Here is a 25,687-nt window from a genome sequence, read left to right as displayed (position 1 = left end):
GGAGCCGTTGCGATGAACAAGATTCGTAAAGGCGATAAAGTCGTCATCCTTTCAGGTAAGGATAAAGGGCGCAACGGGGAAGTGATCAAGGTTAATCCTGAGGAAAACACTGCTATTGTACGCGGTATCAATATGGTGAAGCGCCATCAGCGGCAAACGCAAACTCAGGAGGCAGGCATTATTTCCAAAGAAGCTCCTCTTCATATTTCCAAATTGGCGATCGCCGATCCTAAGGATGGAAAACCTACCCGTGTAGGATTTCGTATCGAGAAGGATGGCAAGAAGGTTCGCGTTGCCAAGCGTTCGGGAGATCTGATCAATGGCTGATAAGATTCAAGAGCCGCGTTTGAAGACGCACTATGTCAATGTTGTTCGCAAAGCACTGCAAGACAAGTTTCATTACGAAAACAATATGCAGGTTCCCTATGTCGAGAAAGTTGTTCTCAATATGGGTGTTGGCGAAGCAACTGCAGATTCCAAAAAACCTGCCAGAGCTGCTGAAGATTTGAGTCTTATTGCCGGGCAGAAAGCAATTGTAACGCACGCACGTAATTCCGTTGCGACATTCAAGGTTCGCGAGGGAATGCCTCTCGGTGCTAAAGTTACATTGCGTAGAGACCGTATGTATGAATTTCTTGATCGTCTGGTAACAATTGCTTTGCCACGCGTTCGCGATTTTCGTGGTCTTAATCCGAAAAGTTTTGACGGTCGTGGCAATTTTGCCATGGGTATCAAAGAACACATTGTGTTCCCGGAAATCAACTACGATCAGGTAGATCAAATCTGGGGTATGGATATCATCGTTTGTACGACAGCGAAAACGGATGATGAAGCGCGTGAATTATTGCGCGGTTTCAATTTTCCGTTCCGTGCGTAACGGCAAGCGTAGCGAGGTAAAGTTATGGCCAAAACAAGTGCCGTTGAGAAGAATAAGCATCGCCGTGCGATGGCTAAGCAGTTTGCAGCGCGCCGTGCGCGTCTGAAAGCAATTGTCATGGATCAGAAGGTGCCGTTGGAAGAGCGCTTTCGCGCATCCATTCAGCTTGCCGAGTTGCCTCGTAACTCGGCAAAGGTTCGCATCCGTAACCGTTGTGAAGTTACAGGGCGTCCGCGCGGTTATTATCGTAAATTGAAAATGTCACGTATTGCATTGCGTGATCTCGGTTCGTTCGGGCATATCCCCGGCGTTGTCAAATCAAGCTGGTAAGAGGAGTTTCGTAAATGTCTATGTCAGATCCTCTTGGAGATATGCTTACCCGTATCCGTAATGCACTCGGACGCAAGAAGTCGAAGGTTTCGACGCCTGCATCAAGATTGCGCGCTCGTGTTCTCGATGTTTTGCAGACCGAAGGCTATATTCGCGGATATAGTCAGATTGATTTTGAAAACGGTAAGTCCGAGCTCGAAATCGAATTGAAATATTTTGACGGTGCACCGGTTATTCGTGAAATTTCGCGTGTTTCGAAACCCGGTAGACGCGTTTATGTTTCTGTGAAGTCTATTCCACAAGTTGCAAACGGTCTTGGCATTTCTATCCTTTCAACTCCGAAAGGTGTGATGGCTGATCATGAGGCTCGTGAGCAGAATGTTGGTGGGGAGCTTCTTTGCCGCATCTTCTAAGAGATGTCGGGAAAAGCTAGAAAGATAGGTTAATACAATGTCACGTATTGGAAAAAAACCGATTCATGTCCCGGCTGGCATTACTGCTTCAGTTGATGGGCAAGCGATCAAGGTCAAAGGACCTAAGGGAGAATTGAGTTTCGTTGCTGATGACGAAATCCATCTCAAATTGGAAGATAATGTGGTTCATGTAACGCCGCGCGATCAAACCAAGGAAGCACGCTCGAAATGGGGAATGTCTCGTTCGATGATTGAAAATATCATTGAAGGTGTTAAGAGTGGCTTTGAAAAGAAGCTTGAGATCAACGGTGTTGGTTATCGTGCAGCGATGCAGGGTAAGAATGTTCAACTTTCTTTGGGATTTAGTCATGATGTGGTTTATCATGTTCCTGAAGGTATCACTGTTGCTGTTCCAAAGCCGACTGAAATTCTGGTTTCGGGAATTGACAAGCAGAAGGTTGGGCAGGTTGCCGCCGAAATTCGCGAATATCGCGGGCCGGAACCTTATAAAGGTAAAGGTGTCAAATATGCGAACGAGCGTATCGTGCGCAAAGAAGGCAAGAAGAAATAAGGAACTTGCGTCATGGCTTCGCCTAAAGAAATACTTCAGCGTCGCGCGCAGCGTGTTCGCCGTCAGGTCAAAGCGGTTGCTAACGGCCGCTTGAGATTGAGTGTTCATCGCTCAAATATGAATATTTATGTTCAAATCATTGATGATTTGCATAGTCGCACAGTCGCATCGGCTTCAACCTTGGATAAGGAACTTCGTCCTTCGCTCAAGGGTGGTGCCAATGTCGAGGCAGCAACTGCTGTCGGCAAACTTATCGCTGAAAGAGCCAAGGCTGCCGGCGTTAAAGAAGTTGTATTCGATCGCGGTGCATATATTTATCATGGTCGCATTAAGGCTTTGGCCGATGCAGCTCGTGAAGGTGGTTTGAGCTTTTAAACTGATTGCCCGATTTTTTCGGGCTTTTTCGCCGAAGAATTCCTCTTGTTGTGGGGGAATTCTTTTTTGATACGTGCTTCCGGAAAAGAAAAAGGAATTAGGAATGGCACAAAAAGAACGTAATAATCGTGACGAGCGTCATGAAGAGCGGGACAGCGAGTTTGTTGACAGACTCGTTCATATTAACCGCGTTGCCAAGGTTGTTAAAGGCGGACGCCGTTTCGGCTTTGCCGCTCTTGTGGTTGTAGGTGATCAGAAGGGGCGTGTCGGGTTTGGTCATGGTAAAGCCCGCGAGGTTCCGGAAGCAATTCGCAAAGCTACCGAATCAGCCAAACATGAGATGATTTATGTTCCACTTCGTTCTGGTCGTACTCTTCATCATGATGTCGAAGGACGTCATGGTGCCGGTCGTGTATTGTTGAGATCGGCTGCTGCCGGTACCGGTATTATCGCAGGTGGTCCGATGCGTGCTGTTTTTGAAACACTCGGTATGCAGGATGTTGTTGCAAAGTCGTTAGGTTCGTCCAACCCTTACAATATGATCCGTGCGACATTTGATGCATTGAAGCGTCAGGTTCATCCGAAAGATATTGCTGCACAACGTGGAATAAAATATTCGACGTTGCAGGCTCGTCGGCAAAATCTTATTGGCAACGAAGAATAGTTCGTGGAACTTGCGATATAGAGGAATTTGAAAATGGTTGGGAAAAAAACCCATAGTGGCAAGAAGGTAACTGTTGAACAAATCGGCAGTCCAATTCGTCGCCCGCAAGTTCAACGTGCCACGTTGAAAGGGCTAGGGCTTAACAAGTTGCATCGCCGCAGCACTTTGAACGATACACCTGCAGTGCGTGGTATGATTGCAAAAGTAGAGCATCTCGTCCGTATTGTGGATGAAGGCTGAGGATTGTAGGAGTAAAGAACATGAAACTCAATCAACTGCGCGATCAGGAAGGCGCTACAAAGAATCGTAAAAGAGTTGGGCGCGGCATCGGTTCCGGCATGGGAAAAACGGCCGGTCGCGGTGTAAAAGGTCAGAAGGCACGCTCGGGTGTTGCTATTAACGGTTTCGAAGGCGGGCAAATGCCTGTTTATCGCCGTTTGCCGAAGCGTGGTTTCAATAATCTGTTTGCAAAAAGCTTCAATGAAATATCGGTCGGGCGTTTGCAGGCTGCTATTGATGCCGGTAAAATCGATGCTTCAAAGCCTGTAAATGTGGCTGTGTTGAAGGCTGCCGGTGTCATTCGTCGTGAAAAAGATGGTGTCCGTCTTTTGTCGGATGGCGAATTGAAAGCCAAAGTAACCTTGGATATTGCTGGTGCTTCAAAAGCAGCAATCGAGAAAGTTAGCAAAGCCGGTGGCGTTGTTAATATTCAAGCTGCCGCCGAATAAAGCAATTTCTTGAAACATATGTCGGTCTGGTGTGATGTGGTAAGCATTCATTCCAGACCTTTTTTATATGCATGATTGTTATTGCAAAAACTATTTTTATCAGGCAAAACGTCTGTGAGTTAAAATAGGTTTAACGAACATTGTTTCTCTTTGCGTTTTTTTGCGCAGGGGGGTAAAGCATGTGTTGATTTTCATGGTGTTTTGCCGTGAATTAAAACCGGAGAGATTTTATGGCATCTGCCGCAGAACAACTGGCTTCCAATCTTAATTTTGGCGCCTTTTCACGCGCTACCGAACTGAAGAAACGTATCTGGTTTACTTTGGGTGCATTGCTTGTCTACCGTTTTGGTACTTATATTCCTATGCCGGGAATCAATGTTGATGCATTGAGACAGACATTCGCCCAACATTCTTCTGGCGTTTTGGGTCTGTTCAATATGTTTGCCGGTGGCGCTGTCGGTCGTATGGCAATTTTTGCTCTCGGTATCATGCCTTATATCTCTGCATCTATTATCGTGCAGTTGATGACCTCCGTTATCCCTTCGCTCGAAGCCTTGAAGAAAGAAGGCGAGACAGGACGAAAGATCATCAATCAATATACGCGTTACGGGACTGTTTTTCTGGCACTCATTCAAGCCTACGGAATTGCCATTGCGCTTGAGAGTGGAATGGGGACGGGCTTGCAGATTGTTAGCGAGCCCGGAATGATGTTCAGAATCACTGCCGTGATTACGCTGACCGGTGGTACGATATTTTTGATGTGGCTGGGTGAGCAGATAACCTCTCGCGGAATTGGTAATGGCATATCACTCATTATTTTTGCAGGTATTGTTGCAAATCTCCCGTCCGCGATTGCACAGCTTTTGACAGCGCATGCGCAAGCCGATCTTTCCACATTTATGCTGCTTCTTATCATTGTTATTTGTATTGCAGTTATTGCTGTTATCGTTTTTGTGGAGCGCGCTCAACGGCGGATCATTATTCAGTACCCCAATCGCCAGATGGGTAACCGGATGTTCAAAGGCGATACATCGAATTTGCCGCTGAAGCTTAACACAGCCGGTGTCATTCCTCCGATTTTTGCATCGTCACTTTTGATGTTGCCTGCAACGGTCAATAATTTTTCACAGAATATGCCGCATTGGCTGCAAACGATTTCGTTTTCGTTAAGTCACGGGCAACCGCTTTATATGGTTGTTTATGCGGGGCTTATGGCTTTCTTCTGTTTTTTCTATACCGCTATTGTCTTTAATCCGAAAGACACAGCCGATCAGTTGAAAAAGCATTCCGGTTTTATTCCCGGAATAAGACCTGGTGAACGGACAGCGCAATATATCGATTATGTGCTTACACGTATTACCGTTGTCGGGGCTATCTATATTATTCTTGTTTGTCTTTTGCCGGAATTTTTAATGTCGACGCTACATGTTCCGTTCTATCTTGGTGGTACGTCGCTTTTGATCGTTGTAACTGTAACACTTGACACGATTGCCCAGATTCAAGGTCACCTTGTTGCCCATCAATATGAGGGGTTACTTAAGAAATCAAAACTCAGGAGCGGGAAAAGAAATAGATGAAACTGATTTTTTTAGGACCGCCCGGTGCCGGTAAAGGTACTCAGGCAAAAATACTAACCGAGAAATACGGTATTCCGCAATTGTCGACGGGCGATATGTTGCGCTCTGCTGTTGCTGCCGGAACCGAGATTGGCAAAAAAGCCAAGTCGATTATGGATGCTGGTGGACTGGTTTCTGATGAAATCGTCAACCAGATAGTGTCTGACCGGATTGACGAGCCCGACTGCAAAAAGGGGTTTATTCTCGACGGCTATCCTCGCACAGTAGGGCAGGCGGAAGCATTACAAACAATTTTGTCGAGCAAACATACAAAGCTTGATGCAGTGATTGAACTCGTAGTTGATCAGAATGCACTCGTTGACCGTATGAAAACCCGTGTGGCGGAAACCATTGCTGCAGGTGGAAAAGTCCGTTCGGACGATAACCCCGAAGCTTTTGCCAAACGGCTTGTCGAATATAGCGAAAAAACTGCACCATTATCGCAGTTTTATGCAAAGACCGGACTGTTGAAGAAAATTGACGGCATGGCTCCTGTAAAAGAAGTCACATCAGCGATTGAAAAGATACTTCACTGAAACAGTTCATCATATATGTGAAAGGGAGTTGACTTTTGCGGTGAAATCCGTCAAAGACAGCACAATTTCATTTTTTTGAGAGATGATTGGAATCGGCTTTGTGTGCGGTTCTGGTCGTTTTGTGTTTTAGTTGTTTCATGACTACTGCACAAATGGTTGAAATTTAATTTAAGGAGAACAGGCGTGGCTCGTATTGCTGGCGTCAACATCCCTACGAATAAACGCGTTATTATCGCTCTTCAGTATATTCATGGGATTGGACCGAAATTTGCTAAAGAAATCGTTGATAAGGTCGGTATTCCTGCTGAGCGCCGTGTGAGTGAACTTTCGGATGCTGAAGTTCTTCAAATCCGTGAAGCTATCGATCACGATTATCAGGTGGAAGGTGATCTTCGTCGTGAAGTCTCGATGAATATCAAGCGTCTTATGGATCTTGGTTGCTATCGTGGCTTGCGTCACCGCCGTTCGTTGCCGGTTCGCGGTCAACGTACCCATACCAACGCACGTACCCGTAAAGGCCCGGCACGGGCAATTGCCGGTAAAAAGAAATAATTAGCAATACATGAATTCGCTTCACTTGCAGGTTGGTCGTAAAAGGTTACCAAAAATGCAAGTGGTAGCAAATAAGGTGTAGCCGCTGGAACTACGGCGGTGCAGAGATCAGTGAAAGGAAAATTATGGCCAAAGAGCCTACACGTATTCGCCGTCGCGAACGTAAAAACATTTCATCGGGCGTAGCCCATGTTAATTCGACATTCAATAATACGCTCATCACGATCACCGATGCTCAGGGAAACACGATTTCCTGGTCGTCTGCCGGTGCTCAGGGGTTCAAAGGTTCGCGTAAATCGACACCTTTTGCTGCTCAGGTTGCTGCAGAGGATTGTGCAAAAAAAGCACAGGATCACGGGATGCGGTCGCTGGAAGTAGAAGTTTGCGGTCCTGGTTCAGGTCGGGAATCAGCTTTACGGGCTCTTCAAGCTGCAGGTTTTATTATTACATCTATTCGTGATGTGACACCCATTCCGCATAATGGTTGCCGTCCGCGTAAGAAACGCCGCGTTTAATCCGGTTGTTTTTCGGTGTCAGGGCGCTGCTCTGGCGTTCAAGCTGGCCGTCACGGCTGAATGGTGACGGAAGTAAAGGACAGGAATAGGAATATGATCCAGAAAAACTGGCAGGAACTGATTAAGCCTAATAAAGTCGAGTTTCAAACGCAAGGTGGTTCAAATAAAGCTATTGTAATTGCCGAACCGTTGGAGCGCGGCTTTGGTTTAACATTAGGTAACGCTTTACGGCGTGTATTACTGTCTTCTTTGCGGGGTGCGGCTATCACAGCTGTACAGATCGACGGTGTGTTGCATGAATTTTCGTCAATACCGGGCGTGCGGGAAGATGTCACTGATATTATTTTGAATATCAAAGAGATTGCCATCCGCATGGAAGGTGAGGGACCAAAACGCATGGTCGTCCGTAAAGAAGGGCCGGGTGTCGTCACAGCCGGTGATATCCAGACGGTAGGCGATGTTGAAATCCTCAATCCGGAACATGTTATCTGCACGCTCGATCAGGGCGCAGAAATCCGTATGGAATTTACAGTGAATTCGGGTAAGGGCTATGTCCCGGCAGATCGCAACCGTAATGAAGATGCTCCAATCGGGCTTATTCCGGTTGATAGCCTTTATTCGCCAATTCGCAAGGTTTCTTATAAGATCGAGAATACCCGTGAAGGTCAGGTTCTTGACTACGACAAATTGATCCTGACGGTTGAAACGAACGGTGCGGTTACGGCAGAAGATGCTGTTGCTTTTGCTGCTCGTATTTTACAGGACCAACTTTCGGTATTCGTCAATTTCGAGGAACCCCAGAAAGAGGCTCCGCAAGAGCAGGTCTCCGAACTTGCATTCAATCCGGCCTTGCTCAAGAAGGTGGATGAGCTGGAACTTTCAGTTCGTTCTGCCAATTGTCTTAAAAATGACAATATCGTTTATATTGGCGACCTTATCCAGAAAACGGAAGCAGAGATGCTGCGTACTCCTAATTTTGGTCGTAAGTCGCTCAATGAAATCAAGGAAGTTCTTGCATCTATGGGGCTTCATCTTGGTATGGAAATCCCCGCTTGGCCGCCTGAAAATATCGACGACCTCGCAAAACGTTATGAAGATCAATACTGAGTTAAAAATTAAGGAGAAGGCTCATGCGCCATGGTAAGTCAGGCCGCAAGCTGAACCGCACTGCTAGTCACCGTAAGGCGATGTTTGCCAATATGGCAACGTCACTGATCGAGCATGAGCAGATCGTGACGACGCTTCCAAAGGCAAAAGAAATTCGTCCAATCGTTGAAAAGTTGGTAACATTAGGCAAGCGTGGAGGTCTTCATGCACGCCGGCAAGCCATTTCTGCGATTCGCGATGCAAAACAGGTAGCAAAATTGTTTGATACATTGGCACCGCGCTACGCTACACGTAATGGCGGTTATCTACGTATTATGAAAGCCGGTTTCCGTGCCGGTGACAATGCTCCTCTGGCTGTTGTGGAATTTGTTGAACGCGACGTCAATGCCAAAGGTGCAGCAGATAAAGCACGTGTAGAAGCTGCTGCCAAGGAATCAGAAGCCGCTTGATTGGCTATCATTTGAAAAAATGATTAATGTTAAAAAACCCGCTTGTTTGGCGGGTTTTTTGTTTTTTTGGCAGTTTATTCGTTGAAATCGGAAATGTCACGTTTGAGGCCGATTTCGGTTGTTTCTACTTATAACCGGAAATTCATTGGCGTTTTAAAATTTCTGGTGATGACAGTGTGCGGGATTGTCGCTCGGCGAAAACGGGTCTCGTTTGGTAGTTGAATTACCGCAGTGCTTGATGATGAATGATTATTGGACATTGACTATCGACTTGCCATGAGCCTGCTTCATAATTGAAGAAGAGACACGCATTGTTGAGCCATTTATAATGGATTGAAAATGAATGGCGTTCGTTTCACAAAATTGCCTTCCCGTTGAATAGCTAATTCCATTAAAAGTTGCCTGAAAATCCGGATCAGCTCGCCACTTATTTTACTATTGTTTTCTTGAGATGTCTTATCAATAGGAACGTTTTACGTGAAAGACATGAATGTGGTCGGGCGGAGGGAGATAATCGGATATAAATAGATGATAATTGGGCGAATGAAAGCTTCCGAAGGACAATGTCATAGAACACTCAATATTTTGCGAGCTTTACATATGTTATGCGAAGTTTTTATAATTGTCAGATGACAAGAAAAGGAATGCCGGAGTTGGTGAGCCTATTGATGATAATATCAACGGGTTTTGAGAGTGCACCGAGACTCGTAACTACTGACAACAACATACTAAAATCAATTCAATTTCGTTCTTTTGACAAAATCATAAATAGAATGAGAATCTGTTGAAGGCTGTCGAATAAGGATCGTTTCTTTTGATGAAACGCTTATAGATTGAAAACTGCCCGAACCGTTACAAGAATAAAGTCTTTTGTAAGGAAATAAGAATGAAACCCATTTTCAAGGCCATTGTTCTTTTCAGCTTATTGACAGCCCTTTTACCTCAAGCAAGCTTTGCAGAAGTTCCGCAGTCACAAGCCGAAATCAAATTGAGCTTTGCGCCTCTGGTTAAGAAGACAGCGCCGTCTGTCGTCAACGTTTACGCGGCAAGAATCGTTCGTGCCCGTTCACCTTTTGCCAATGATCCATTTTTCGAACAATTTTTCGGGCAATCGTTACAAAACGCACCATCACGCAAGCAATCGTCGCTCGGTTCCGGAGTTATTGTTGATCAAAGCGGGCTTATAGTGACGAATTATCATGTTATTCGTGACGCCGACGAAATCAAAGTCGCTTTGTCCGATGGACGTGAATTTGAAAGCAAAGTGATGCTGAAAGACGAGGCGACAGATATAGCAGTTCTGAAAATCACTCCGAAGGGAACTCCCTTTCCGGTCTTGCCTTTGGGCGACTCGGATGAAGTCGAAGTTGGCGATCTCGTGCTTGCAATAGGTGATCCGTTCGGCGTGGGGCAGACCGTTACCAGCGGTATTGTTTCAGCACAAGCCCGTACACGTGTCGGTATTTCCGATTTCGACTTTTTTATCCAGACAGATGCCCCGATCAATCCCGGCAATTCTGGTGGTGCATTGATTGATATGCGGGGTGAGCTCATCGGTATCAACACGGCCATCTATTCGCAGTCGGGTGGTTCGGTCGGAATTGGTTTTGCAATTCCGGCAAATCTTGTAAAAACCGTTCTTGATGCGGTAAAAAGAGGAGAGCAGACATTCGAACCTCCCTATATTGGCGCCTCTTTTCAAAATGTAACAGCAGATGTTGCCGAAGGGCTGGGAATGGCTCAGCCTTATGGCGCCATTATTACCGATGTTACAAAAGGAAGCCCCGCTGAAAAAGCCGGTCTTAAAATCGGTGATGTCATTTTGAAGGCGCAAAATGTGCGTATTGATAATCCGGACAGCCTTGGTTATCGACTGATGACAACGGGGATCGGTCATACGCTTGATATTGAGTATCTGAGAAATGGTGAGACCGGAAACACCTCTATTTCTCTCACTTCAGTTCCCGAAAACGAGGTTTCACGTCCGGAAAAATTGACAGGAAATACTCCTTTTGCCGGTGCCGAAGTTATGAATTTGACGCCAATGAATGCACGCCGGTTTCATGTAGCGCCAGACACAGTAGGCGTTGTAATCAATAATGTCGACGACAATAGCAATGCGGCAGGTATCTTTCAGCGTGGTGACATTATCCATGGTCTCAATGGCAAGGACATCAAGACAGTTGACGATCTGAAGAAGGTACTCTCAAAAGGTAATCCGCGTATCTGGCAACTCGAATTCGAGCGCAATGGCATGTTGGTTCGTCAATTTGTGCGTTGAGGTGACAGGTGACTAACGACCTTTTTACATCCTCTACTGATTCCGACATGGATAAAACCAGGCCGCTTGCGGAAAGAATGCGGCCGCAACAGCTATCGGAAGTTATTGGTCAGGACCATCTCACAGGGCCGGAAGGTGTGTTAACCAGAATGATCGCATCGGGGTCAATGGGGTCAATGATCTTTTGGGGGCCTCCAGGAACCGGAAAAACAACCGTGGCACGTCTTCTCGCAAACGAGACAAAATTGGCTTTTGAACAGATCTCGGCTATTTTTTCAGGCGTTGGCGAACTTAAAAAAGTGTTCGAGAGTGCCCGTGCAAGACGTATGTCTGGCAGGCAAACATTACTTTTTGTTGATGAAATCCATCGCTTCAATCGTGCTCAACAAGACAGTTTTTTGCCGGTTATGGAAGACGGGACAGTCATACTTGTCGGTGCAACGACTGAAAATCCATCATTCGAACTCAATGCTGCTTTGCTTTCGCGTGCACGCGTTCTCACTTTTTATCCGCTTGATGAAGAAAGTCTGGCAACAATTCTTAAAAGAGCCGAAAAAATCGAGGGTAAAACATTACCCGTTGACGAGCGCGCACGGGAAATGCTGGTGCATATGGCGGATGGCGATGGGCGTGCCGTGTTGACCATGGCAGAAGAATTGTGGCGTGCAGCGCGGTCGAATGAAGTTTTTGACGAGAAAGAACTGCAAAATATCGTCCAGCAAAGAGCTGCTATATACGACAAAGGCCAAGACGGACATTATAATCTGATTTCGGCTCTTCATAAATCGGTTCGAGGTTCCGATCCCGATGCGGCGCTTTATTATCTTTCGCGTATGCTGGATGCAGGAGAAAATCCGCATTATATTGGCAGGCGGCTTGTGCGGATGGCGATTGAAGATATCGGACTTGCGGATCCACAGGCATTGGTCATCGCCAATGCTGCAAAAGATGCCTATGACTATCTGGGATCTCCTGAAGGCGAACTTGCGTTTGCTCAAGCCTGTATTTATCTTGCAACGGCGCCGAAATCCAATGCCGGCTATACCGCTTTTAAGAAGGCAATGCGGTCGGCTCGCGAAAACGGCTCCTTAATGCCGCCAAAATATATCCTTAATGCTCCTACAAAATTAATGAAGCAGGAAGGTTACAGTGAAGGCTATCGTTATGATCATGACGAGCCGGATGCATTTTCAGGTCAGGAATATTTTCCTGAAAAAATGGGGCGTCAACATTATTATGACCCGCCGGAACGGGGGTTCGAGCGTGAAATAAAAAAGCGCTTGGAATGGTGGGAAAGACTACGTAAAGAACGGAACAAAGAAAATTAATATGGTATTAACGGATAAAAATTGAATTCATCTAGTGAAATCCGGTAAGCCACCTCTATAATCTCCGACAGGAGATTTACGCGAATCTACTCAAAACGGAGATTACAAACTATGTTGAAAAAGTTGGGCATTCTTTTTCTATCTGCCAGTTTTTTGACCGCATGTGAAACGACAAATCCCTATACCGGCGAAAGTCAGGTATCTAAAACGGCAACCGGCGCAACAATTGGTGCTGTCGCTGGTGCTCTTGGTGGTTTGATGGTCGGCGGATCGAGCCACGCGCAAAGAAATGCTGTTCTGATCGGTGCCGGCGTTGGTGCGCTTGGCGGTGGACTCATAGGAAATTATATGGACCGGCAGGAAGCCGAACTTCGTCAACAATTGCAGGGCACTGGCGTATCTGTTACCCGTGTTGGTGATCAGATACGGCTCAATATGCCGGGCAATATCACTTTCAATACCGATCAGGATTCAGTCAAAGGGCAGTTCTATCCGGTGTTGAATTCTGTTGCCATTGTATTGAAAAAATATAACAAATCTCTGGTTGATGTTTTTGGTTTTACAGATTCGACCGGCAGTCTCCAGCACAATCAGGACTTGTCGCAACGACGCGCACTTTCGGTTGCAAATTATCTTAATAGTCAAGGTATTGATGGGCGGCGTCTGGCTGTTCAGGGATACGGACCTTCCAATCCGATTGCTTCAAATGATACAGTCGAAGGGCGCTCGCAAAACCGTCGTGTAGAAATCCAGATTGCTCCTTTGCGTCAGGACGGTTATTGATTTTCCCGATCAGCTAACTTTTTGAAACCGCCGCACAAACGGCGGTTTTCTTTTTACCCAGTTTATTTTCTTTAAGAGAACATTATTAGAACAAAAATAATTAATTCAATAAAAACAAGATATTAAGCTACTTGCCAAATGAGAACAAATAGTGTACAAAAACATTATAATTAAGTGCATGCTCTGGCTTCATATATTAGAAAAGGTTAGTGTAAGATGTCACAGAATACATTGCGACTCGTTGAGGACAAAACAGTGGATAAATCGAAAGCTCTGGATGCCGCACTATCCCAGATTGAACGTTCATTTGGCAAAGGCTCTATTATGCGCCTTGGCGATAATAAGCACATTGTCGAGATCGAAACAATTCCGACAGGTTCTTTATCGCTGGATATCGCGCTTGGTGTAGGTGGCCTTCCCAAAGGGCGTATCGTAGAAATTTATGGGCCTGAAAGTTCCGGTAAAACAACTTTGGCGCTTCATACAATTGCCGAAGCGCAAAAGCGCGGTGGTATTTGTGCGTTTATTGACGCCGAACATGCTCTTGATCCGGTTTATGCCCGCAAGCTTGGTGTCGATGTTGAAAATCTTCTCATTTCGCAGCCTGATACAGGCGAACAAGCTTTGGAAATTACCGACACATTGGTCCGCTCGGGTGCTGTTGACGTTCTGGTTGTTGACTCTGTTGCAGCTCTTACGCCGCGCGCTGAAATAGAAGGAGAGATGGGAGATTCACTTCCCGGTCTGCAAGCTCGTTTGATGAGTCAGGCTCTTCGCAAATTAACAGCTTCAATCTCCCGTTCGAATTGCATGGTTATCTTTATCAACCAGATCCGGATGAAAATTGGCGTCATGTTTGGTTCTCCGGAAACGACGACTGGCGGTAATGCTTTGAAGTTTTATGCTTCGGTTCGTCTTGACATTCGTCGTATCGGTTCGATCAAAGATCGTGATGAAGTTGTAGGAAACCAGACTCGTGTCAAAGTCGTCAAAAACAAGCTTGCCCCTCCGTTCAAGCAGGTAGAATTTGATATTATGTATGGCGAGGGAATTTCCAAGTTAGGAGAACTTATTGATCTTGGTGTAAAAGTCGGCATTGTTGAAAAATCCGGCGCATGGTTTTCTTATAATTCCCAGCGTTTGGGGCAGGGGCGCGAAAATGCCAAACAGTTTTTGCGTGACAATAAGGAAGTTGCCGAAGAGATCGAGGCTGCCTTGCGCCAGAATGCAGGTTTAATCGCAACGGAACTACTGGAAAACGGTGGCCCGGAAGCCGATGATGAAAGTGCAGCGGGGTGATCCGTTTTCATCGAAACCGGCTAAGATAGGTTAGGAAGATTTCCGGCTCGAAATTTTGTCCATACCAACGTGAAAACGTTTAAGGAATTACGATTTCGAAATCCGGTTCATGATTGAATAAGGGGCGTTAGCCGCAGGGCTTCCGCCCTTTTATTTTAGATAATTATGATAGCGATTATGTATAATTCCAACGGCATTGAATATAAACGTCGTTCGATAGAATTTGAATTGTGAGGGCTAACTAATAAAGGCAGCAGAAAAGCGACAGGAAAAACCTACTGGGAAAAAACGGCAGGAATAAAACCTCAGGGAAAATGCTAGCAGGATATGTGTCTATGTCGGAGTGAAACGGCTTTGTTCTGTCGAAATCATATTCGCTTTGCAGTGGTTGTGCGTGACTACACAGTTTTTCATGAAGATTCTTCTGTCGTCATTCCACAAGAGTTCTTAAAATTCCTCAAAAATCCCCAGAATTCCTTAAAATTCTATGTATGGCTCTTAGTACGGCGTGTTGTACTTTCACATGAACGAAGTGTCCGGAGTTTTGTCGTTATTAGCGCGAGGTGTTCGCTTTTTAACAGCTTTTTGATCAGGCGCTTCTGGAAAACAAATTGAACGGATAAAAGTTCGGTCTAATGAACTTTATTATTCATTATTGCTAAAAATTGTTGTGGCCTTGGTATCTCATGCAATTATTGCGGAATAATGAGCCATGTTCAAATTTTGTGAATTGTCATTCTCCGAATTGGGCATTTGACCGATTGCTGGAGGTAATTCAATAAATTGCAGATTGGAGTTTATCGGATGTTGTTCACTTTTGATTTCGGGATTGAATAATTGGGAGGAACAAGATCGGATTTGCGGTAGAAAATTGAAGAAAAACGGGTTTAACACAACGAAATGTAGCCGTAATTCAAAAAATTCCCTCTCACGCAATTCATCGAGGATATTTGGGTAACAGATTCCCACAAGGATTTATGTAATTTGAGAATTTGTGATAGAGCGGCCCTGACCAAAAACCGGACAATGGATAGCCATTGAATTTAAGCGGATAAAATGTGTTCATCAGAAGTTGCTTTCGCTATCGCCCATTAAAGTCTTCGTGATAATGTTTGAATAAGCGCGATTTTTTTAAGCTCGCGGCATATGTTTCAAATGTTTTCTGTTGATCTACTTTGCTCGAACCGAAAAGCACCGGATATAGAATTCACAATGCGGGATTGGCGTGAAAAAGTGGTTTTCAGATTAGAGAATATGCTCTAAAAGGCAGTCAATATATTTTTTAAAATCGGGCGGGCGAGAATAAGCTCTGCGGCGAATACAGGTGTCAGTGATGAATAGTGTTAACGAGATCCGGTCAACATTTCTGGATTATTTTCATAGAAACGGACATGAAATTGTCCCGTCCAGTCCTCTGGTTCCGAGAAATGACCCAACCTTGATGTTTACCAATGCGGGAATGGTACAGTTCAAGAATGTGTTTACCGGCCTTGAACAACGCCCCTATAAAAGGGCAACCACAGCACAAAAATGTGTTCGCGCCGGGGGGAAGCACAACGATCTTGACAATGTAGGCTACACAGCGCGCCACCACACCTTTTTCGAGATGCTTGGCAACTTCTCTTTTGGTGATTATTTCAAAGAACAGGCCATTTATTTTGCCTGGAATTTACTGACCAAAGAATTCGGTCTGCCGAAAGAAAAGCTGCTTGTCACCGTCTATCATGAGGATGATGCCGCAGCCGAGCTATGGAAAAAGATAGCTGGTCTCACTGACGATAAAATTATCCGGATTTCAACCAGCGACAATTTCTGGGCGATGGGCGACACCGGTCCTTGCGGGCCATGTTCGGAAATTTTCTATGATCATGGTGATAAAATCTGGGGCGGCGTGCCGGGAAGCGCCGAGGAAGATGGCGATCGTTACATTGAAATCTGGAACCTTGTTTTCATGCAATATGATCAGGTTACAAAGGACCAGCGTAATGATCTTCCGCGCCCATCTATTGACACGGGCATGGGGCTTGAACGTATTGCCGCTGTTTTGCAAGGTGTTCATGATAATTACGACATCGACCTCTTCAAGACATTGATCCGCGCTTCCGAAGAGGCAACCGGCGTCAAGGCCGAGGGAGAATTTGTTGCAAGTCACCGTGTGATAGCCGATCACCTTCGTTCATCTGCCTTTTTGATTGCTGATGGCGTTTTGCCTTCCAATGAAGGGCGTGGTTATGTATTGCGCCGCATTATGCGTCGCGCCATGCGTCATGCCGAGCTGCTTGGAGCCAAGGAACCATTGATGTGGCGCCTGTTGCCGACTTTGATACGCGAAATGGGACAAGCCTATCCCGAGCTTATCCGCGCAGAAGCGCTGATTTCGGAAACCTTGCGTCTGGAAGAAACACGCTTCCGCAAGACTTTGGAACGCGGTCTTACCCTTTTGAACGAGGCAAGCCACAATCTGAAATCGGGCGATCATCTTGATGGTGAAACAGCCTTCAAACTTTATGATACCTATGGTTTCCCGCTTGATCTTACTCAGGATGCGCTTCGTCGCCGCAATATAACGGTTGATGTCGAAGCTTTTGACAAGGCAATGGAACGCCAGAAAGCCGAAGCCCGTGCCAATTGGGCGGGTTCCGGAGAAGAGGCAACCGAAACCGTCTGGTTTGCCGTTCGCGATCGCGTCGGTTCCACCGAATTTCTTGGCTATGAGACAGAAAAAGCCGAAGCAGTGATTACTGCAATTGTGAAAGATGGCAAAATTGTCGATGGTCTGAAGGAAGGTGAAGAAGGCGCATTGATCGTCAATCAGACACCTTTTTACGGTGAATCCGGTGGTCAGGTGGGCGATACCGGCGTAATTGCCGGCGAAAAGTTCTCCTTCAACGTCACAGACACACAGAAAAAGGCAAATGGTGTTTTTGTCCATATCGGTGTTGCCAAAAACGGTTCGATCAAGACCGGCGATGTTGTCGAGCTTGATGTAGACCAAAAACGGCGTCGTAAAATCCGCGCCAACCACTCGGCAACCCACCTTTTACACGAGGCTTTACGCGAAACATTGGGTACCCATGTTGCCCAGAAAGGGTCGTTGGTAACACCGGAACGCCTGCGTTTTGACTTCTCGCATCCGAAACCGATGACAGCGGAAGAAATCAAACAGGTTGAAGATTTGGCAAATGAAATTGTTTTGCAAAACAGCCCTGTTACAACCCGTCTTATGAGCGTTGACGATGCTATTGCCGAAGGTGCAATGGCCTTGTTCGGCGAAAAATATGGTGACGAGGTTCGTGTTGTTTCTATGGGGCAACGGGTTGACCCGACAAAAGTTGGAAACCGCGCCTGGTCGCTTGAACTTTGCGGTGGTACCCACGTCAAACGGACAGGTGATATCGGGCTAATCCGGATTGTCTCCGAAAGCGCAGTTGCTGCCGGTGTTCGCCGTATTGAAGCACTGACAGGCGATGCCGCCCGCCACTATCTTGACGGACAAGATCAACGTGTTCACGAAATTGCCAATGCATTGAAGACAACGCCTCAGGAAGCATTGGAACGTGTTCATGTGCTTGTCGAAGAACGTCGCAAGCTCGAAAAAGAGTTGAATGAAGCGAGAAAGCAATTGGCCTTGTCCGGTGGTGCAAATGATCACGGCGAAGCCGATATCGAACAGATAGACGGACTAGCCTTTATGGGACGTGTAGTTCATGGTATCGCGCCAAAGGATTTGAAGCCACTTGCCGATGCCGGTAAAAACAAGATCGGTAGCGGTGTTGTTGCCTTTATCGGTGTTTCGGAAGATGGCAAGGCGAGTGCCGTCGTCGGTGTTACCGACGATTTGACAAAACGGTTCAATGCTGTCGAACTCGTCAAGGCATTGTCCGAAGTTCTGGGCGGCAAAGGCGGTGGCGGTCGTCCTGATATGGCCCAAGCCGGAGGACCGGATGGCAACAAAGCAGATGATGCCATGAAAGCCTTGAGACAAAAATTACAGAAATAATTGCTATAAAGAGCGGGCACTAGCCCGCTTTTTTATTGTCTTATGGGCTTACGATTTTATCGTTCTTCTCTGCAGTCATTCCATCAAGGCCGTAGAGAAGTTTGACGCTGCTTCCGGTTTTGGGCTTCATATCATTTTAGTGAAATTGCGAGAGTGCGGGAAGCTCACTTTGGAAGGTAATAGCGCGCCGATCTTGAAATGCCACGTGTTTTTCGAGAGCAGGGCGCTACGGGAGGTTTTAGGCCTATTCAAGGGAATACTTTAAGCGCGGCAAGACCTATAAATTTGTTTTTAGCGAACAATTAAACAGGATTTTCAAAAGTTAAAACTTTGCCGGCTGATGGTGATCGTTCGTGAGAAGTGATCTGCAAAGTTGAGAAATGCAACGAATGGTCATGACGGGCTTTGATCAATGAGTGATAATAGGTCCATACTTATCTTGCTTGATCATCGCTATCAAATGGAAGATTTGGAATAGCCATTTGTGCCGTTCGTATAGCGGGATTGAATAGCCCCATTTTTCATGCACCGGTGATTATTTCCGATAGAGGGCTCTTCCCACAGTGGATGAATGTATCGCTAATTGAACAGAGGGGTTTCTTACTGGCCTTTGATGGGCGGGATATTGCTGCCATCACAGAGTGAAATCGGGTTTTCAGCTATTTATTGCCGGCTAATGTCGCTTGAAAAATGGAAAGCGGGTTACAAAGTGCAAGAACGGAAAATCTGTATTTTGGGCGTCACCGTTACGTTGAGTTGGCAATAGCGGCTTCTCGTGAATGGAACAGGATTAAATTTATTGAAGAAATTTGCCTTTTTCGCTCATGCGTTTATTCTATTCCGGTTCAACCCATTTCTTTTTATTCGAAAACGCCAAGTGTTTTCTTGCCCCGCAAGTTGCCAATATGGAGGTTATTTACCCGATCTTACAGTGAAACCGGCCAATCTGATAACATTGAGCTTTACCATCGGCAATGATTTTATAGTCGAGGCTCTGGTTCATTAAATCGGTCGGGTTAAGATGGTTGTTGAGCCTGAACAGCGTTGTCATGATTAAGCGCATGGGGCGAATGGTCTATTGTTAAACCACCCGCTTTCAGGAGGGCTGTGAAACGACCGCCTTTTTCGGCAAGTTCATCGAAACTTCCTTGTTCGACAATATGCCCGCGATCCATAAACAATACCAGATCCGCGTTGCGCACTGTCGAAAGCCGGTGGGCGATGATGATCGTTGTTCGATTGCGGCTTACTGTGTCAATTGCTTCTTTGACACGTGCTTCCGTTTCGACATCCAGTGCACTTGTTGCTTCATCAAGCACAAAAATAGGCGAGTTTTTGAGTACTGCTCTGGCGATTGCAAGTCTTTGCCGTTCGCCACCGGAAAGCAGTGACCCACGTTCGCCCACCCGTGTGTCATAGCCATTGGTTTTTGCACGAATGAAATCATTGGCTGCAGCAATCTTGGCAGCCTCGAAAACCTCTTCATCTGTGGCGTCGGGACGACCGATGCTGATATTTTCTTTGATTGTGCGGTTAAAGAGACCCGAATCCTGAAACACGGTAGCCATGGCATGGCGAAGAGATGCACGATTGACTGTTCTGGTATCCACACCATCAATCGTTATAACGCCGCTTTCCGGATCATAGATACGTTGTAACAGATTGATCAGTGTTGTTTTACCCGCACCGGTAGGCCCGACAATTGCGGCGGTCTGGCCGGGTTTGATTTCAAAAGAGATGTCATAGACACCTTGTAGAGTGTTCGAAAATTCGTGCGTGACATGGTCGAAACGGATATCGCCTTTGACGTTTGTCAATGAGGGAAGGCCCGCCGGTTCGGCGGCGGCAATTGTCGAATCCATCATGTCATAAAAAGCGTCGAGTTTCGCACGGTTGGAACCGATAAGGTTGATGAAATTGCTGATCTGGTCAAGTTGACCGATCATCATTTGCGAAAAGAAAACAAAAGCGACAACGTCACCAATATTGAGAATACCTTTGGAAACGAGATAAGCACCAAGAACAATGACGACGATCACTGTAATTGTCGAGGCCATACGGTTAAGGCCGGCAGCCAAGGCCCACCAGTTCAAAACCGGATATTGGGCTTTCAGAACGTTTTGCGCATTCTGTTTAACGCGTGCGCTTTCCTCGTCTGCTCTGTTGTAGCTTTGAACGACGGAAACGTTGGAGATAGAATCTGTCACATGCTCGAATAAGGCAAGATGATATTTTTCAACCGACTCCTGACCTGTTTTGGTCTTGGTCATGACGAGGCGGGCAATCATAATATAAATCACGCCAAGCGAAACCAGAACGATGGATAGCCGGTAGTCTGTCCAGATTGCGACACTCAACAGAATTATAAGCTGAATCATTGAAGCGAGATGCTGGCGCATGAATTCAAGCCACATCGTGAACATGGATTCGCAAGCCCTCAGCATGGTGTGAAGAGCGTTGGAGGTACCGATTTTCTGGTGCCATGCGAGCGGCATATTGATAATGCGTTGGTAGGATTCAGCCAATACGCCCAAGCGTCTGCGATGTGCCAGACGATCGGCACCGCGATCGACCATTACGGTTGCCACAATGGAAAACATACCGAGAGCTGTCCACAATGCGAGATAAGGAATAACGGCTGAGAATGTATCACCAGCCGAAAAGGCAGTGCCGCTTGATACTGCTTGCGCGGTCAAAGACAGTTCATCAATAATCCAGCCGAAAATTTTCGGTATAAAAACCTGCACTGCCGCCATGGCAATGTTGGCTGCACAAATGATGATGACAGTTTTCTTTTCTGTCATCAAATAGCTGACTGCGCGCGTATAAGTTTTAAAAAGCGACAAGCTTATACCTCCAATGACACCTTGTCCCCGTGGTTGTCCGTTTGAAAAACAGTTCAACTCTTTATAATGTTTATTTAAGGTGCGCTACCGTTCAATTTACGATCAGCAAAACCACTTTTAACAACAGGATGTAACCGAGTGTGATCGTAATGATAAATCATGTCGCTATTGTCGTTCGATGATGCTAGAGAAAACACCAAGGAGATGACGATGGCCGGTGTTGAAATAAAAAAAGTTGATGAAGATGAAAACGGTATGCGCGTTGACCGCTGGTTCAAGGCTCATTATCCGGGACTGGGATTCGGCTACCTGCAAAAACTTTTGCGTTCGGGGCAAATTCGTGTTGAAGGGGGCAGGGTAAAGTCTGATACGAGACTGCAAATCGGGCAATCGGTGCGCGTGCCGCCTCTCCCTGTTGATGAAAAAGGTGCCGTGCCGCTTACAGGCAAAACTATTCGCGGGCAGGATGACGGTGACGTTTTAAAGCAAATGCTTCTTTATGAAGATAAGAAGCTTTATGTGTTTAACAAGCCCGCCGGTCTTGCTGTTCAGGGTGGTTCGGGTGTTACCCGCCATGTCGACGGCATGCTTGAAGCCTGGCGTAATCAAAAAGGCGAAAAGCCACGCCTTGTCCATCGGCTTGATCGCGATACGTCAGGCGTACTGGTTGTTGCAAAAACACGCTCCGCAGCGCAGGCTTTGGCAGCAGCATTTCGTGCCCGTGAAACCAAAAAGACCTATTGGGCTATTGTGAGAGGTGTTCCCAAAAAACGCGAAGACAAGATTTCGACATGGCTTGTTAAGGAATCGACCCCTGACGGCGATAAAATGCGGGTATGCCCGCATGGTGAACCGGATTCCGATCATGCTGTTTCGCATTACCGTGTTATAGACACGCGCGGGCAGATTTTGTCGTGGCTTGAAATGGAACCCTATACAGGACGCACGCATCAATTACGTGTTCATGCAGCCTATATTGGACATCCGATTATTGGCGACCCCAAATATTTTTATGCAGATCAGAACTGGGAACTGCCGGGCGGTATCCAGAATCGACTTCATCTCCATGCCCGCCGGATAAGAATCCCCAATCCTTCCGGAGGAATATTGGATGTGACAGCTCCTCTTCCGCCCCATATGGTGCAAACTTTCAACCTTCTTGCATTCGATGAAAGTGACGGAGATCAAGATTGACCGACAAGCCGCTTCGCCTCGCACTTTTTGATTGTGATGGAACGCTGGTTGATAGTGTCTTTGCTATTCAACGGGCAATGGTTCAGGTATTTGAAAAATTTTCTTATAAAGAACCCGATCTTGACGAGACAAAATTGGTCATCGGCCTATCGCTTGATCGTGCAATTGCCCGTCTTTTAGATCGTCCTGTTGATGATGAAATTCTTAAAATGGTGACAGCTTATAAACAGATTTTCGCAAAAAACAGAGGCGATATTTCTTTTACCGAGCCGCTTTTTCCGGGAATTCCGGAAGTGTTGACAGCGCTTGAAAATAAAGATGATGTTCTTTTGGGCATCGTCACCGGCAAGTCGAGGCTCGGAATTGACAAAATAATCGAAGCCTACAAGCTCCATTGTTTTGTTACAATCAAAACAGCAGACGAATGCCCGTCAAAGCCTGATCCCACAATGGTTATCGAAAGTTGTAAACAAACCGGCGTGTTTCCAGAAAATACTTATGTGATCGGGGATTCAATTTTCGATATGCAAATGGCGAAGCTTGCTCATGCCAAAGCGATCGGCGTTTTCTGGGGCTATAATACGCCGGAAGCTTTGAAAGAAGCAGGTGCCGATAAACTGGTAAGAGAGCCAAAAGACATAATTCCGATTTTTGAAAGTGATAACAATGCGTGAATTGCTGCAAGAGCTGAACGACGAAGCTGAAAAAGCTGATCCGGTGAAACAGGCTCAGATTCTCTCGAAACGCGAATTACCAAAGCGGTTTTACAAAGAAGCTTCCGTTAAGGAAGAAGGCGGGGAATTTGCTGTTGTTCTTGATGACAAAACAGTCAAAACGCCGGCGCGCCATAAACTTGTTTTGCCCAATAGAACGTTGGCCGAGATGGTCGCAAACGAATTCAATTCGCAACAAAAGACAATTGATCCGGCGAAAATGCCGATAACCCGCCTCGTCAACTCGATCATCGACGGTGTCATCGATAATGTGGATGTTGTGCGGCACGATATTCTGGAATTTGTCGGCAATGATATGTTGTTTTATCGGGCGGATTCTCCAAAAGAGTTGGTTGAAAGACAACACCATCATTGGGACCCGATCCTTGAGTGGATTCGCAACAATTATGGTGCGCGTTTTATGCTGACAGAAGGGGTGATGTTTGTAACACAGCCCGAGAGTTCAATTTCAGCTATACGCGATGCTCTTCAAACAATCGAGTCTCCTTATGTGCTGGCGGCATTGCATTCGATCACCACTCTTTGTGGTTCGGCGCTCATTGCACTTGCGGTCTGGAAAGGTAAAATAAATCTGACAGAGGCTTGGCAAATCGCCCATCTTGACGAAGACTGGACCGTCGAACATTGGGGAGAAGATGCCGAAGCCAAGGAAAAGCGCGCCTATCATCAGGCTGAATATGAAGCGGCGGCTGCTGTTATCGCTGCTATTGAAAACCCGTAAATTTCAAAAGTTTGACCGGTGGTTTATTGCTTCTCCGGAAAAACACGCTAGGTTAAACAAGCAAGTTTTTATCACCAAGGAGTGAAGCTCAATGTTATCGAACATAATTTATAGAACGACAGCGATTGCCGAAGGTGGGCGGGAAGGCCATGTGCACTCGGAAGATGGTGCGCTCGACATCGACTTGGTAAAACCTAAAGAGATGGGCGGTAACGGTACTATCGGTGCCAATCCTGAAACGCTTTTTGCCGCCGGTTATGCCGCATGTTTTGAATCGGCAACACGTTTTGCAGCACAAAAAGCAGGGTTTAAAGTTCAGGATGGAAGTTATGTAAAAGCCGAAGTCGGAATTGGACCACGCAAAAGCGGTGGTTTTGAACTTACAGTCGTTTTGACAGTGCATCTGGAAGGGCTCGACAAACAACAGGCTGAAATGGCCGCCCACACCGCGCATAACGAGATTTGCCCTTATTCCCATGCGACGCGCAACAATATCGCTGTGCAGATTAAAGTTATCTGATAATAATAACTCAAAAAACACTGCGGTATCAAATGGTTATGAACCGATCGGAGAGTTTTTCTGCAACGAAAAGCTGTCTCTCTGCGCGACCGTAAGGTTCAGTTAAATGGGCTTTGATGCTGCAGTGATTTTTATTTTCATGGCTATCGTCGATAACTCGAATGAGCACTTGCAGAGACAGATAAGTCTGAAAGATCGCACATCCCGATTTTCAAGTGCTCGGTCACCACGCAATGGCCGTCAGCCTATCTTCAAAATCGAATTTGTTATGGCTTTGATAAAGGGGCTGTTTTTCGTGTTCGGCATGGTAAAGCCGCATTACCAGCTAAAATTTTTGTTCGAGATCACTTGGTCAGTCGTGCAATTTCTAACTCTCCCGTCGCGATATATCAGCATTGAAATTCATCGCAAGCGACAAAATTTCAAATTTTGAAGATTGTTATTCTGTTTTGAGCCGCAAAAACAAGCGGTCAGCCACCGACTTTGCGGAACAGCATCTAAAAATTGTTGGAAACCGGTTTGAAAAAAATGCGGCTCAGTTTGAAACGTGTCGAAAACTTTCTAGAACCGCACGTGGATTTATGGAAAGAGAAATCTGGATTTTATGAAATCAAACAAATGAAGAGTTAGATCACAAACGCTATTTGATCGGTTTGATTTCCGGCGCGCTGAGCTTTATTTCTTCAAATCCCGGAAATGCTTCGCTCATTGTAGAAATTGTTGTTGCGTCGTCACCACGGACAAAATACCACTGATTATTATCAAGAATGGCGACAAGTTCGCCTTTGATCTGATTTTTGTTATTGCCGTTGATTGTTGTGATCACAAAATCGGTGGGAATAATATAGTAAGGCGTTCCATCCTTGAATTCTCCCGCACTTTTTTTCGATTGGCTTATGGTTATTTTGTCAACCTTATAGGTTTGAGCCAATTGTTTCATCTGGTTCACCATAATCTGGCGGAATTGCTCCTGATCAACTTTCGATTGAGCAGCTAGTGTCTGGATGATACGCGGTGGTATTGCATTCAAAACAGCATCGAAATTGGAAGTTTGGAGCGCAGTTGCGTAATTATTTGTCGCATCGCTCAGCATCTTGACTTCTGCGTCCGTCGCCGATCGTGCACTGGCCGAGTTTAGACCACAAAAAGCAATTGATAAACCAACGATGATTTTGGAGATGCGTCGCATAACTTACCCTTGATACTGTTCACTCATATGTCTGTTATAGTGAATCCGGAGTCTAAAGG

The 25,687-nt window shown here is 46.0% G+C and carries 26 protein-coding genes; 24 read left to right on the top strand and 2 right to left on the bottom strand.

Annotation, left to right across the window (positions count from 1 at the left end):
- Positions 1-12 precede the first annotated feature (12 nt).
- The 20 genes from rplX (at position 13) to alaS (ending at position 18,424) form a co-directional block, all read left to right on the top strand.
- Positions 13-327, top strand: coding sequence for a 50S ribosomal protein L24 (rplX, locus tag H3S82_RS08220; RefSeq protein ID WP_077971829.1), 315 nt, complete (start codon positions 13-15; stop codon positions 325-327).
- Positions 320-877, top strand: a complete 558-nt coding sequence (gene rplE / locus H3S82_RS08215; RefSeq protein ID WP_077971827.1) for a 50S ribosomal protein L5 — start codon at positions 320-322, stop codon at positions 875-877. Before rplX ends, rplE begins: the two co-directional genes overlap by 8 nt.
- Before the next feature lie 24 nt (positions 878-901).
- Positions 902-1,207, top strand: coding sequence for a 30S ribosomal protein S14 (gene rpsN, locus H3S82_RS08210; RefSeq protein WP_077971825.1), 306 nt, complete (start codon positions 902-904; stop codon positions 1,205-1,207).
- A 14-nt stretch (positions 1,208-1,221) separates the two neighbouring features.
- A complete protein-coding gene (gene rpsH, locus H3S82_RS08205) occupies positions 1,222-1,620 on the top strand; it encodes a 30S ribosomal protein S8 (protein ID WP_075870491.1) in 399 nt (132 codons plus the stop codon).
- 37 nt (positions 1,621-1,657) lie between these two features.
- Entirely contained in the window at positions 1,658-2,191 is a 534-nt protein-coding gene (gene rplF, locus H3S82_RS08200; RefSeq protein WP_078039658.1) for a 50S ribosomal protein L6, read from the top strand.
- 12 nt (positions 2,192-2,203) lie between these two features.
- Positions 2,204-2,566 carry a 50S ribosomal protein L18 gene (rplR, locus tag H3S82_RS08195; protein WP_077971821.1) on the top strand — a complete coding sequence of 121 codons (363 nt, stop codon included), beginning with the start codon at positions 2,204-2,206 and terminating at the stop codon, positions 2,564-2,566.
- Between the two features lie 103 nt (positions 2,567-2,669).
- Positions 2,670-3,230, top strand: a complete 561-nt coding sequence (gene rpsE / locus H3S82_RS08190; protein ID WP_078040399.1) for a 30S ribosomal protein S5 — start codon at positions 2,670-2,672, stop codon at positions 3,228-3,230.
- 33 nt (positions 3,231-3,263) lie between these two features.
- Entirely contained in the window at positions 3,264-3,470 is a 207-nt protein-coding gene (rpmD, locus tag H3S82_RS08185; RefSeq protein ID WP_077971819.1) for a 50S ribosomal protein L30, read from the top strand.
- Between the two features lie 20 nt (positions 3,471-3,490).
- On the top strand, positions 3,491-3,958 hold the full coding sequence (gene rplO / locus H3S82_RS08180) for a 50S ribosomal protein L15 (RefSeq protein WP_198224384.1): 468 nt from the start codon (positions 3,491-3,493) through the stop codon (positions 3,956-3,958).
- Between the two features lie 230 nt (positions 3,959-4,188).
- On the top strand, positions 4,189-5,535 hold the full coding sequence (gene secY / locus H3S82_RS08175) for a preprotein translocase subunit SecY (protein WP_078039655.1): 1,347 nt from the start codon (positions 4,189-4,191) through the stop codon (positions 5,533-5,535).
- On the top strand, positions 5,532-6,110 hold the full coding sequence (locus H3S82_RS08170; RefSeq protein ID WP_077971810.1) for an adenylate kinase: 579 nt from the start codon (positions 5,532-5,534) through the stop codon (positions 6,108-6,110). The genes secY and H3S82_RS08170 overlap by 4 nt, the downstream gene beginning before the upstream one ends.
- 183 nt (positions 6,111-6,293) lie before the next feature.
- On the top strand, positions 6,294-6,662 hold the full coding sequence (rpsM, locus tag H3S82_RS08165) for a 30S ribosomal protein S13 (protein ID WP_075870498.1): 369 nt from the start codon (positions 6,294-6,296) through the stop codon (positions 6,660-6,662).
- 125 nt (positions 6,663-6,787) lie between these two features.
- Positions 6,788-7,177, top strand: coding sequence for a 30S ribosomal protein S11 (rpsK, locus tag H3S82_RS08160; RefSeq protein WP_075870499.1), 390 nt, complete (start codon positions 6,788-6,790; stop codon positions 7,175-7,177).
- 93 nt (positions 7,178-7,270) lie between these two features.
- Entirely contained in the window at positions 7,271-8,284 is a 1,014-nt protein-coding gene (locus tag H3S82_RS08155) for a DNA-directed RNA polymerase subunit alpha (RefSeq protein ID WP_077971808.1), read from the top strand.
- Positions 8,285-8,307: 23 nt separating this feature from the next.
- Entirely contained in the window at positions 8,308-8,733 is a 426-nt protein-coding gene (gene rplQ / locus H3S82_RS08150) for a 50S ribosomal protein L17 (protein ID WP_198224386.1), read from the top strand.
- 886 nt (positions 8,734-9,619) lie between these two features.
- Complete coding sequence (locus H3S82_RS08145) at positions 9,620-11,014, top strand: DegQ family serine endoprotease (RefSeq protein ID WP_077971802.1); 1,395 nt, start codon at positions 9,620-9,622, stop codon at positions 11,012-11,014.
- Positions 11,015-11,061: 47 nt separating this feature from the next.
- Positions 11,062-12,342: a replication-associated recombination protein A gene (locus tag H3S82_RS08140; RefSeq protein ID WP_198233209.1), complete on the top strand. Its 1,281-nt coding sequence runs from the start codon at positions 11,062-11,064 to the stop codon at positions 12,340-12,342.
- A 111-nt stretch (positions 12,343-12,453) separates the two neighbouring features.
- Complete coding sequence (locus H3S82_RS08135) at positions 12,454-13,125, top strand: OmpA family protein (protein WP_077971798.1); 672 nt, start codon at positions 12,454-12,456, stop codon at positions 13,123-13,125.
- Positions 13,126-13,341: 216 nt separating this feature from the next.
- Positions 13,342-14,424, top strand: a complete 1,083-nt coding sequence (gene recA / locus H3S82_RS08130) for a recombinase RecA (protein ID WP_077971797.1) — start codon at positions 13,342-13,344, stop codon at positions 14,422-14,424.
- Between the two features lie 1,333 nt (positions 14,425-15,757).
- Positions 15,758-18,424: an alanine--tRNA ligase gene (alaS, locus tag H3S82_RS08125; RefSeq protein WP_198233210.1), complete on the top strand. Its 2,667-nt coding sequence runs from the start codon at positions 15,758-15,760 to the stop codon at positions 18,422-18,424.
- A gap of 1,016 nt (positions 18,425-19,440) precedes the next feature.
- Here alaS and H3S82_RS08120 read toward each other — a convergent pair.
- The gene (locus H3S82_RS08120) at positions 19,441-21,270 is read right to left on the bottom strand and encodes a glucan ABC transporter ATP-binding protein/ permease (RefSeq protein ID WP_198233211.1); all 1,830 of its coding nucleotides are present in this window, start codon (positions 21,268-21,270) and stop codon (positions 19,441-19,443) included.
- Between the two features lie 210 nt (positions 21,271-21,480).
- On the opposite strand from H3S82_RS08120, the gene H3S82_RS08115 reads away from it, so the two are divergent.
- The 4 genes from H3S82_RS08115 (at position 21,481) to H3S82_RS08100 (ending at position 24,439) form a co-directional block, all read left to right on the top strand.
- Positions 21,481-22,464 (top strand): RluA family pseudouridine synthase, encoded by a 984-nt coding sequence (locus H3S82_RS08115; RefSeq protein ID WP_077971789.1) that lies wholly within the window; start codon positions 21,481-21,483, stop codon positions 22,462-22,464.
- On the top strand, positions 22,461-23,138 hold the full coding sequence (locus tag H3S82_RS08110; RefSeq protein ID WP_198233212.1) for an HAD-IA family hydrolase: 678 nt from the start codon (positions 22,461-22,463) through the stop codon (positions 23,136-23,138). Before H3S82_RS08115 ends, H3S82_RS08110 begins: the two co-directional genes overlap by 4 nt.
- The gene (locus H3S82_RS08105) at positions 23,131-23,919 is read left to right on the top strand and encodes an ATP12 family chaperone protein (RefSeq protein WP_198233213.1); all 789 of its coding nucleotides are present in this window, start codon (positions 23,131-23,133) and stop codon (positions 23,917-23,919) included. Before H3S82_RS08110 ends, H3S82_RS08105 begins: the two co-directional genes overlap by 8 nt.
- Before the next feature lie 91 nt (positions 23,920-24,010).
- Positions 24,011-24,439 (top strand): organic hydroperoxide resistance protein, encoded by a 429-nt coding sequence (locus H3S82_RS08100; protein ID WP_198233214.1) that lies wholly within the window; start codon positions 24,011-24,013, stop codon positions 24,437-24,439.
- 640 nt (positions 24,440-25,079) lie between these two features.
- Here the strand turns inward: H3S82_RS08100 and H3S82_RS08095 are convergent.
- Positions 25,080-25,628: a hypothetical protein gene (locus tag H3S82_RS08095; protein ID WP_077971777.1), complete on the bottom strand. Its 549-nt coding sequence runs from the start codon at positions 25,626-25,628 to the stop codon at positions 25,080-25,082.
- Positions 25,629-25,687 lie beyond the last annotated feature (59 nt).

The organism is Bartonella sp. M0192, from assembly GCF_016102305.1.
Lineage (GTDB): Bacteria > Pseudomonadota > Alphaproteobacteria > Rhizobiales > Rhizobiaceae > Bartonella > Bartonella apihabitans.
This window is presented reverse-complemented; position numbering and strand designations above follow the sequence as displayed.

Bases quoted from the DNA above. Each gene is read 5' to 3' on its own strand.
- rplX (WP_077971829.1), top strand. From the start codon at position 13: ATGAACAAGATTCGTAAAGGCGATAAAGTCGTCATCCTTTCAGGTAAG.
- rplE (WP_077971827.1), top strand. From the start codon at position 320: ATGGCTGATAAGATTCAAGAGCCGCGTTTGAAGACGCACTATGTCAAT.
- rpsN (WP_077971825.1), top strand. From the start codon at position 902: ATGGCCAAAACAAGTGCCGTTGAGAAGAATAAGCATCGCCGTGCGATG.
- rpsH (WP_075870491.1), top strand. From the start codon at position 1,222: ATGTCTATGTCAGATCCTCTTGGAGATATGCTTACCCGTATCCGTAAT.
- rplF (WP_078039658.1), top strand. From the start codon at position 1,658: ATGTCACGTATTGGAAAAAAACCGATTCATGTCCCGGCTGGCATTACT.
- rplR (WP_077971821.1), top strand. From the start codon at position 2,204: ATGGCTTCGCCTAAAGAAATACTTCAGCGTCGCGCGCAGCGTGTTCGC.
- rpsE (WP_078040399.1), top strand. From the start codon at position 2,670: ATGGCACAAAAAGAACGTAATAATCGTGACGAGCGTCATGAAGAGCGG.
- rpmD (WP_077971819.1), top strand. From the start codon at position 3,264: ATGGTTGGGAAAAAAACCCATAGTGGCAAGAAGGTAACTGTTGAACAA.
- rplO (WP_198224384.1), top strand. From the start codon at position 3,491: ATGAAACTCAATCAACTGCGCGATCAGGAAGGCGCTACAAAGAATCGT.
- secY (WP_078039655.1), top strand. From the start codon at position 4,189: ATGGCATCTGCCGCAGAACAACTGGCTTCCAATCTTAATTTTGGCGCC.
- H3S82_RS08170 (WP_077971810.1), top strand. From the start codon at position 5,532: ATGAAACTGATTTTTTTAGGACCGCCCGGTGCCGGTAAAGGTACTCAG.
- rpsK (WP_075870499.1), top strand. From the start codon at position 6,788: ATGGCCAAAGAGCCTACACGTATTCGCCGTCGCGAACGTAAAAACATT.
- H3S82_RS08155 (WP_077971808.1), top strand. From the start codon at position 7,271: ATGATCCAGAAAAACTGGCAGGAACTGATTAAGCCTAATAAAGTCGAG.
- rplQ (WP_198224386.1), top strand. From the start codon at position 8,308: ATGCGCCATGGTAAGTCAGGCCGCAAGCTGAACCGCACTGCTAGTCAC.
- H3S82_RS08145 (WP_077971802.1), top strand. From the start codon at position 9,620: ATGAAACCCATTTTCAAGGCCATTGTTCTTTTCAGCTTATTGACAGCC.
- H3S82_RS08140 (WP_198233209.1), top strand. From the start codon at position 11,062: ATGGATAAAACCAGGCCGCTTGCGGAAAGAATGCGGCCGCAACAGCTA.
- H3S82_RS08135 (WP_077971798.1), top strand. From the start codon at position 12,454: ATGTTGAAAAAGTTGGGCATTCTTTTTCTATCTGCCAGTTTTTTGACC.
- recA (WP_077971797.1), top strand. From the start codon at position 13,342: ATGTCACAGAATACATTGCGACTCGTTGAGGACAAAACAGTGGATAAA.
- alaS (WP_198233210.1), top strand. From the start codon at position 15,758: ATGAATAGTGTTAACGAGATCCGGTCAACATTTCTGGATTATTTTCAT.
- H3S82_RS08115 (WP_077971789.1), top strand. From the start codon at position 21,481: ATGGCCGGTGTTGAAATAAAAAAAGTTGATGAAGATGAAAACGGTATG.
- H3S82_RS08105 (WP_198233213.1), top strand. From the start codon at position 23,131: ATGCGTGAATTGCTGCAAGAGCTGAACGACGAAGCTGAAAAAGCTGAT.
- H3S82_RS08100 (WP_198233214.1), top strand. From the start codon at position 24,011: ATGTTATCGAACATAATTTATAGAACGACAGCGATTGCCGAAGGTGGG.
- H3S82_RS08095 (WP_077971777.1), bottom strand. From the start codon at position 25,628: ATGCGACGCATCTCCAAAATCATCGTTGGTTTATCAATTGCTTTTTGT.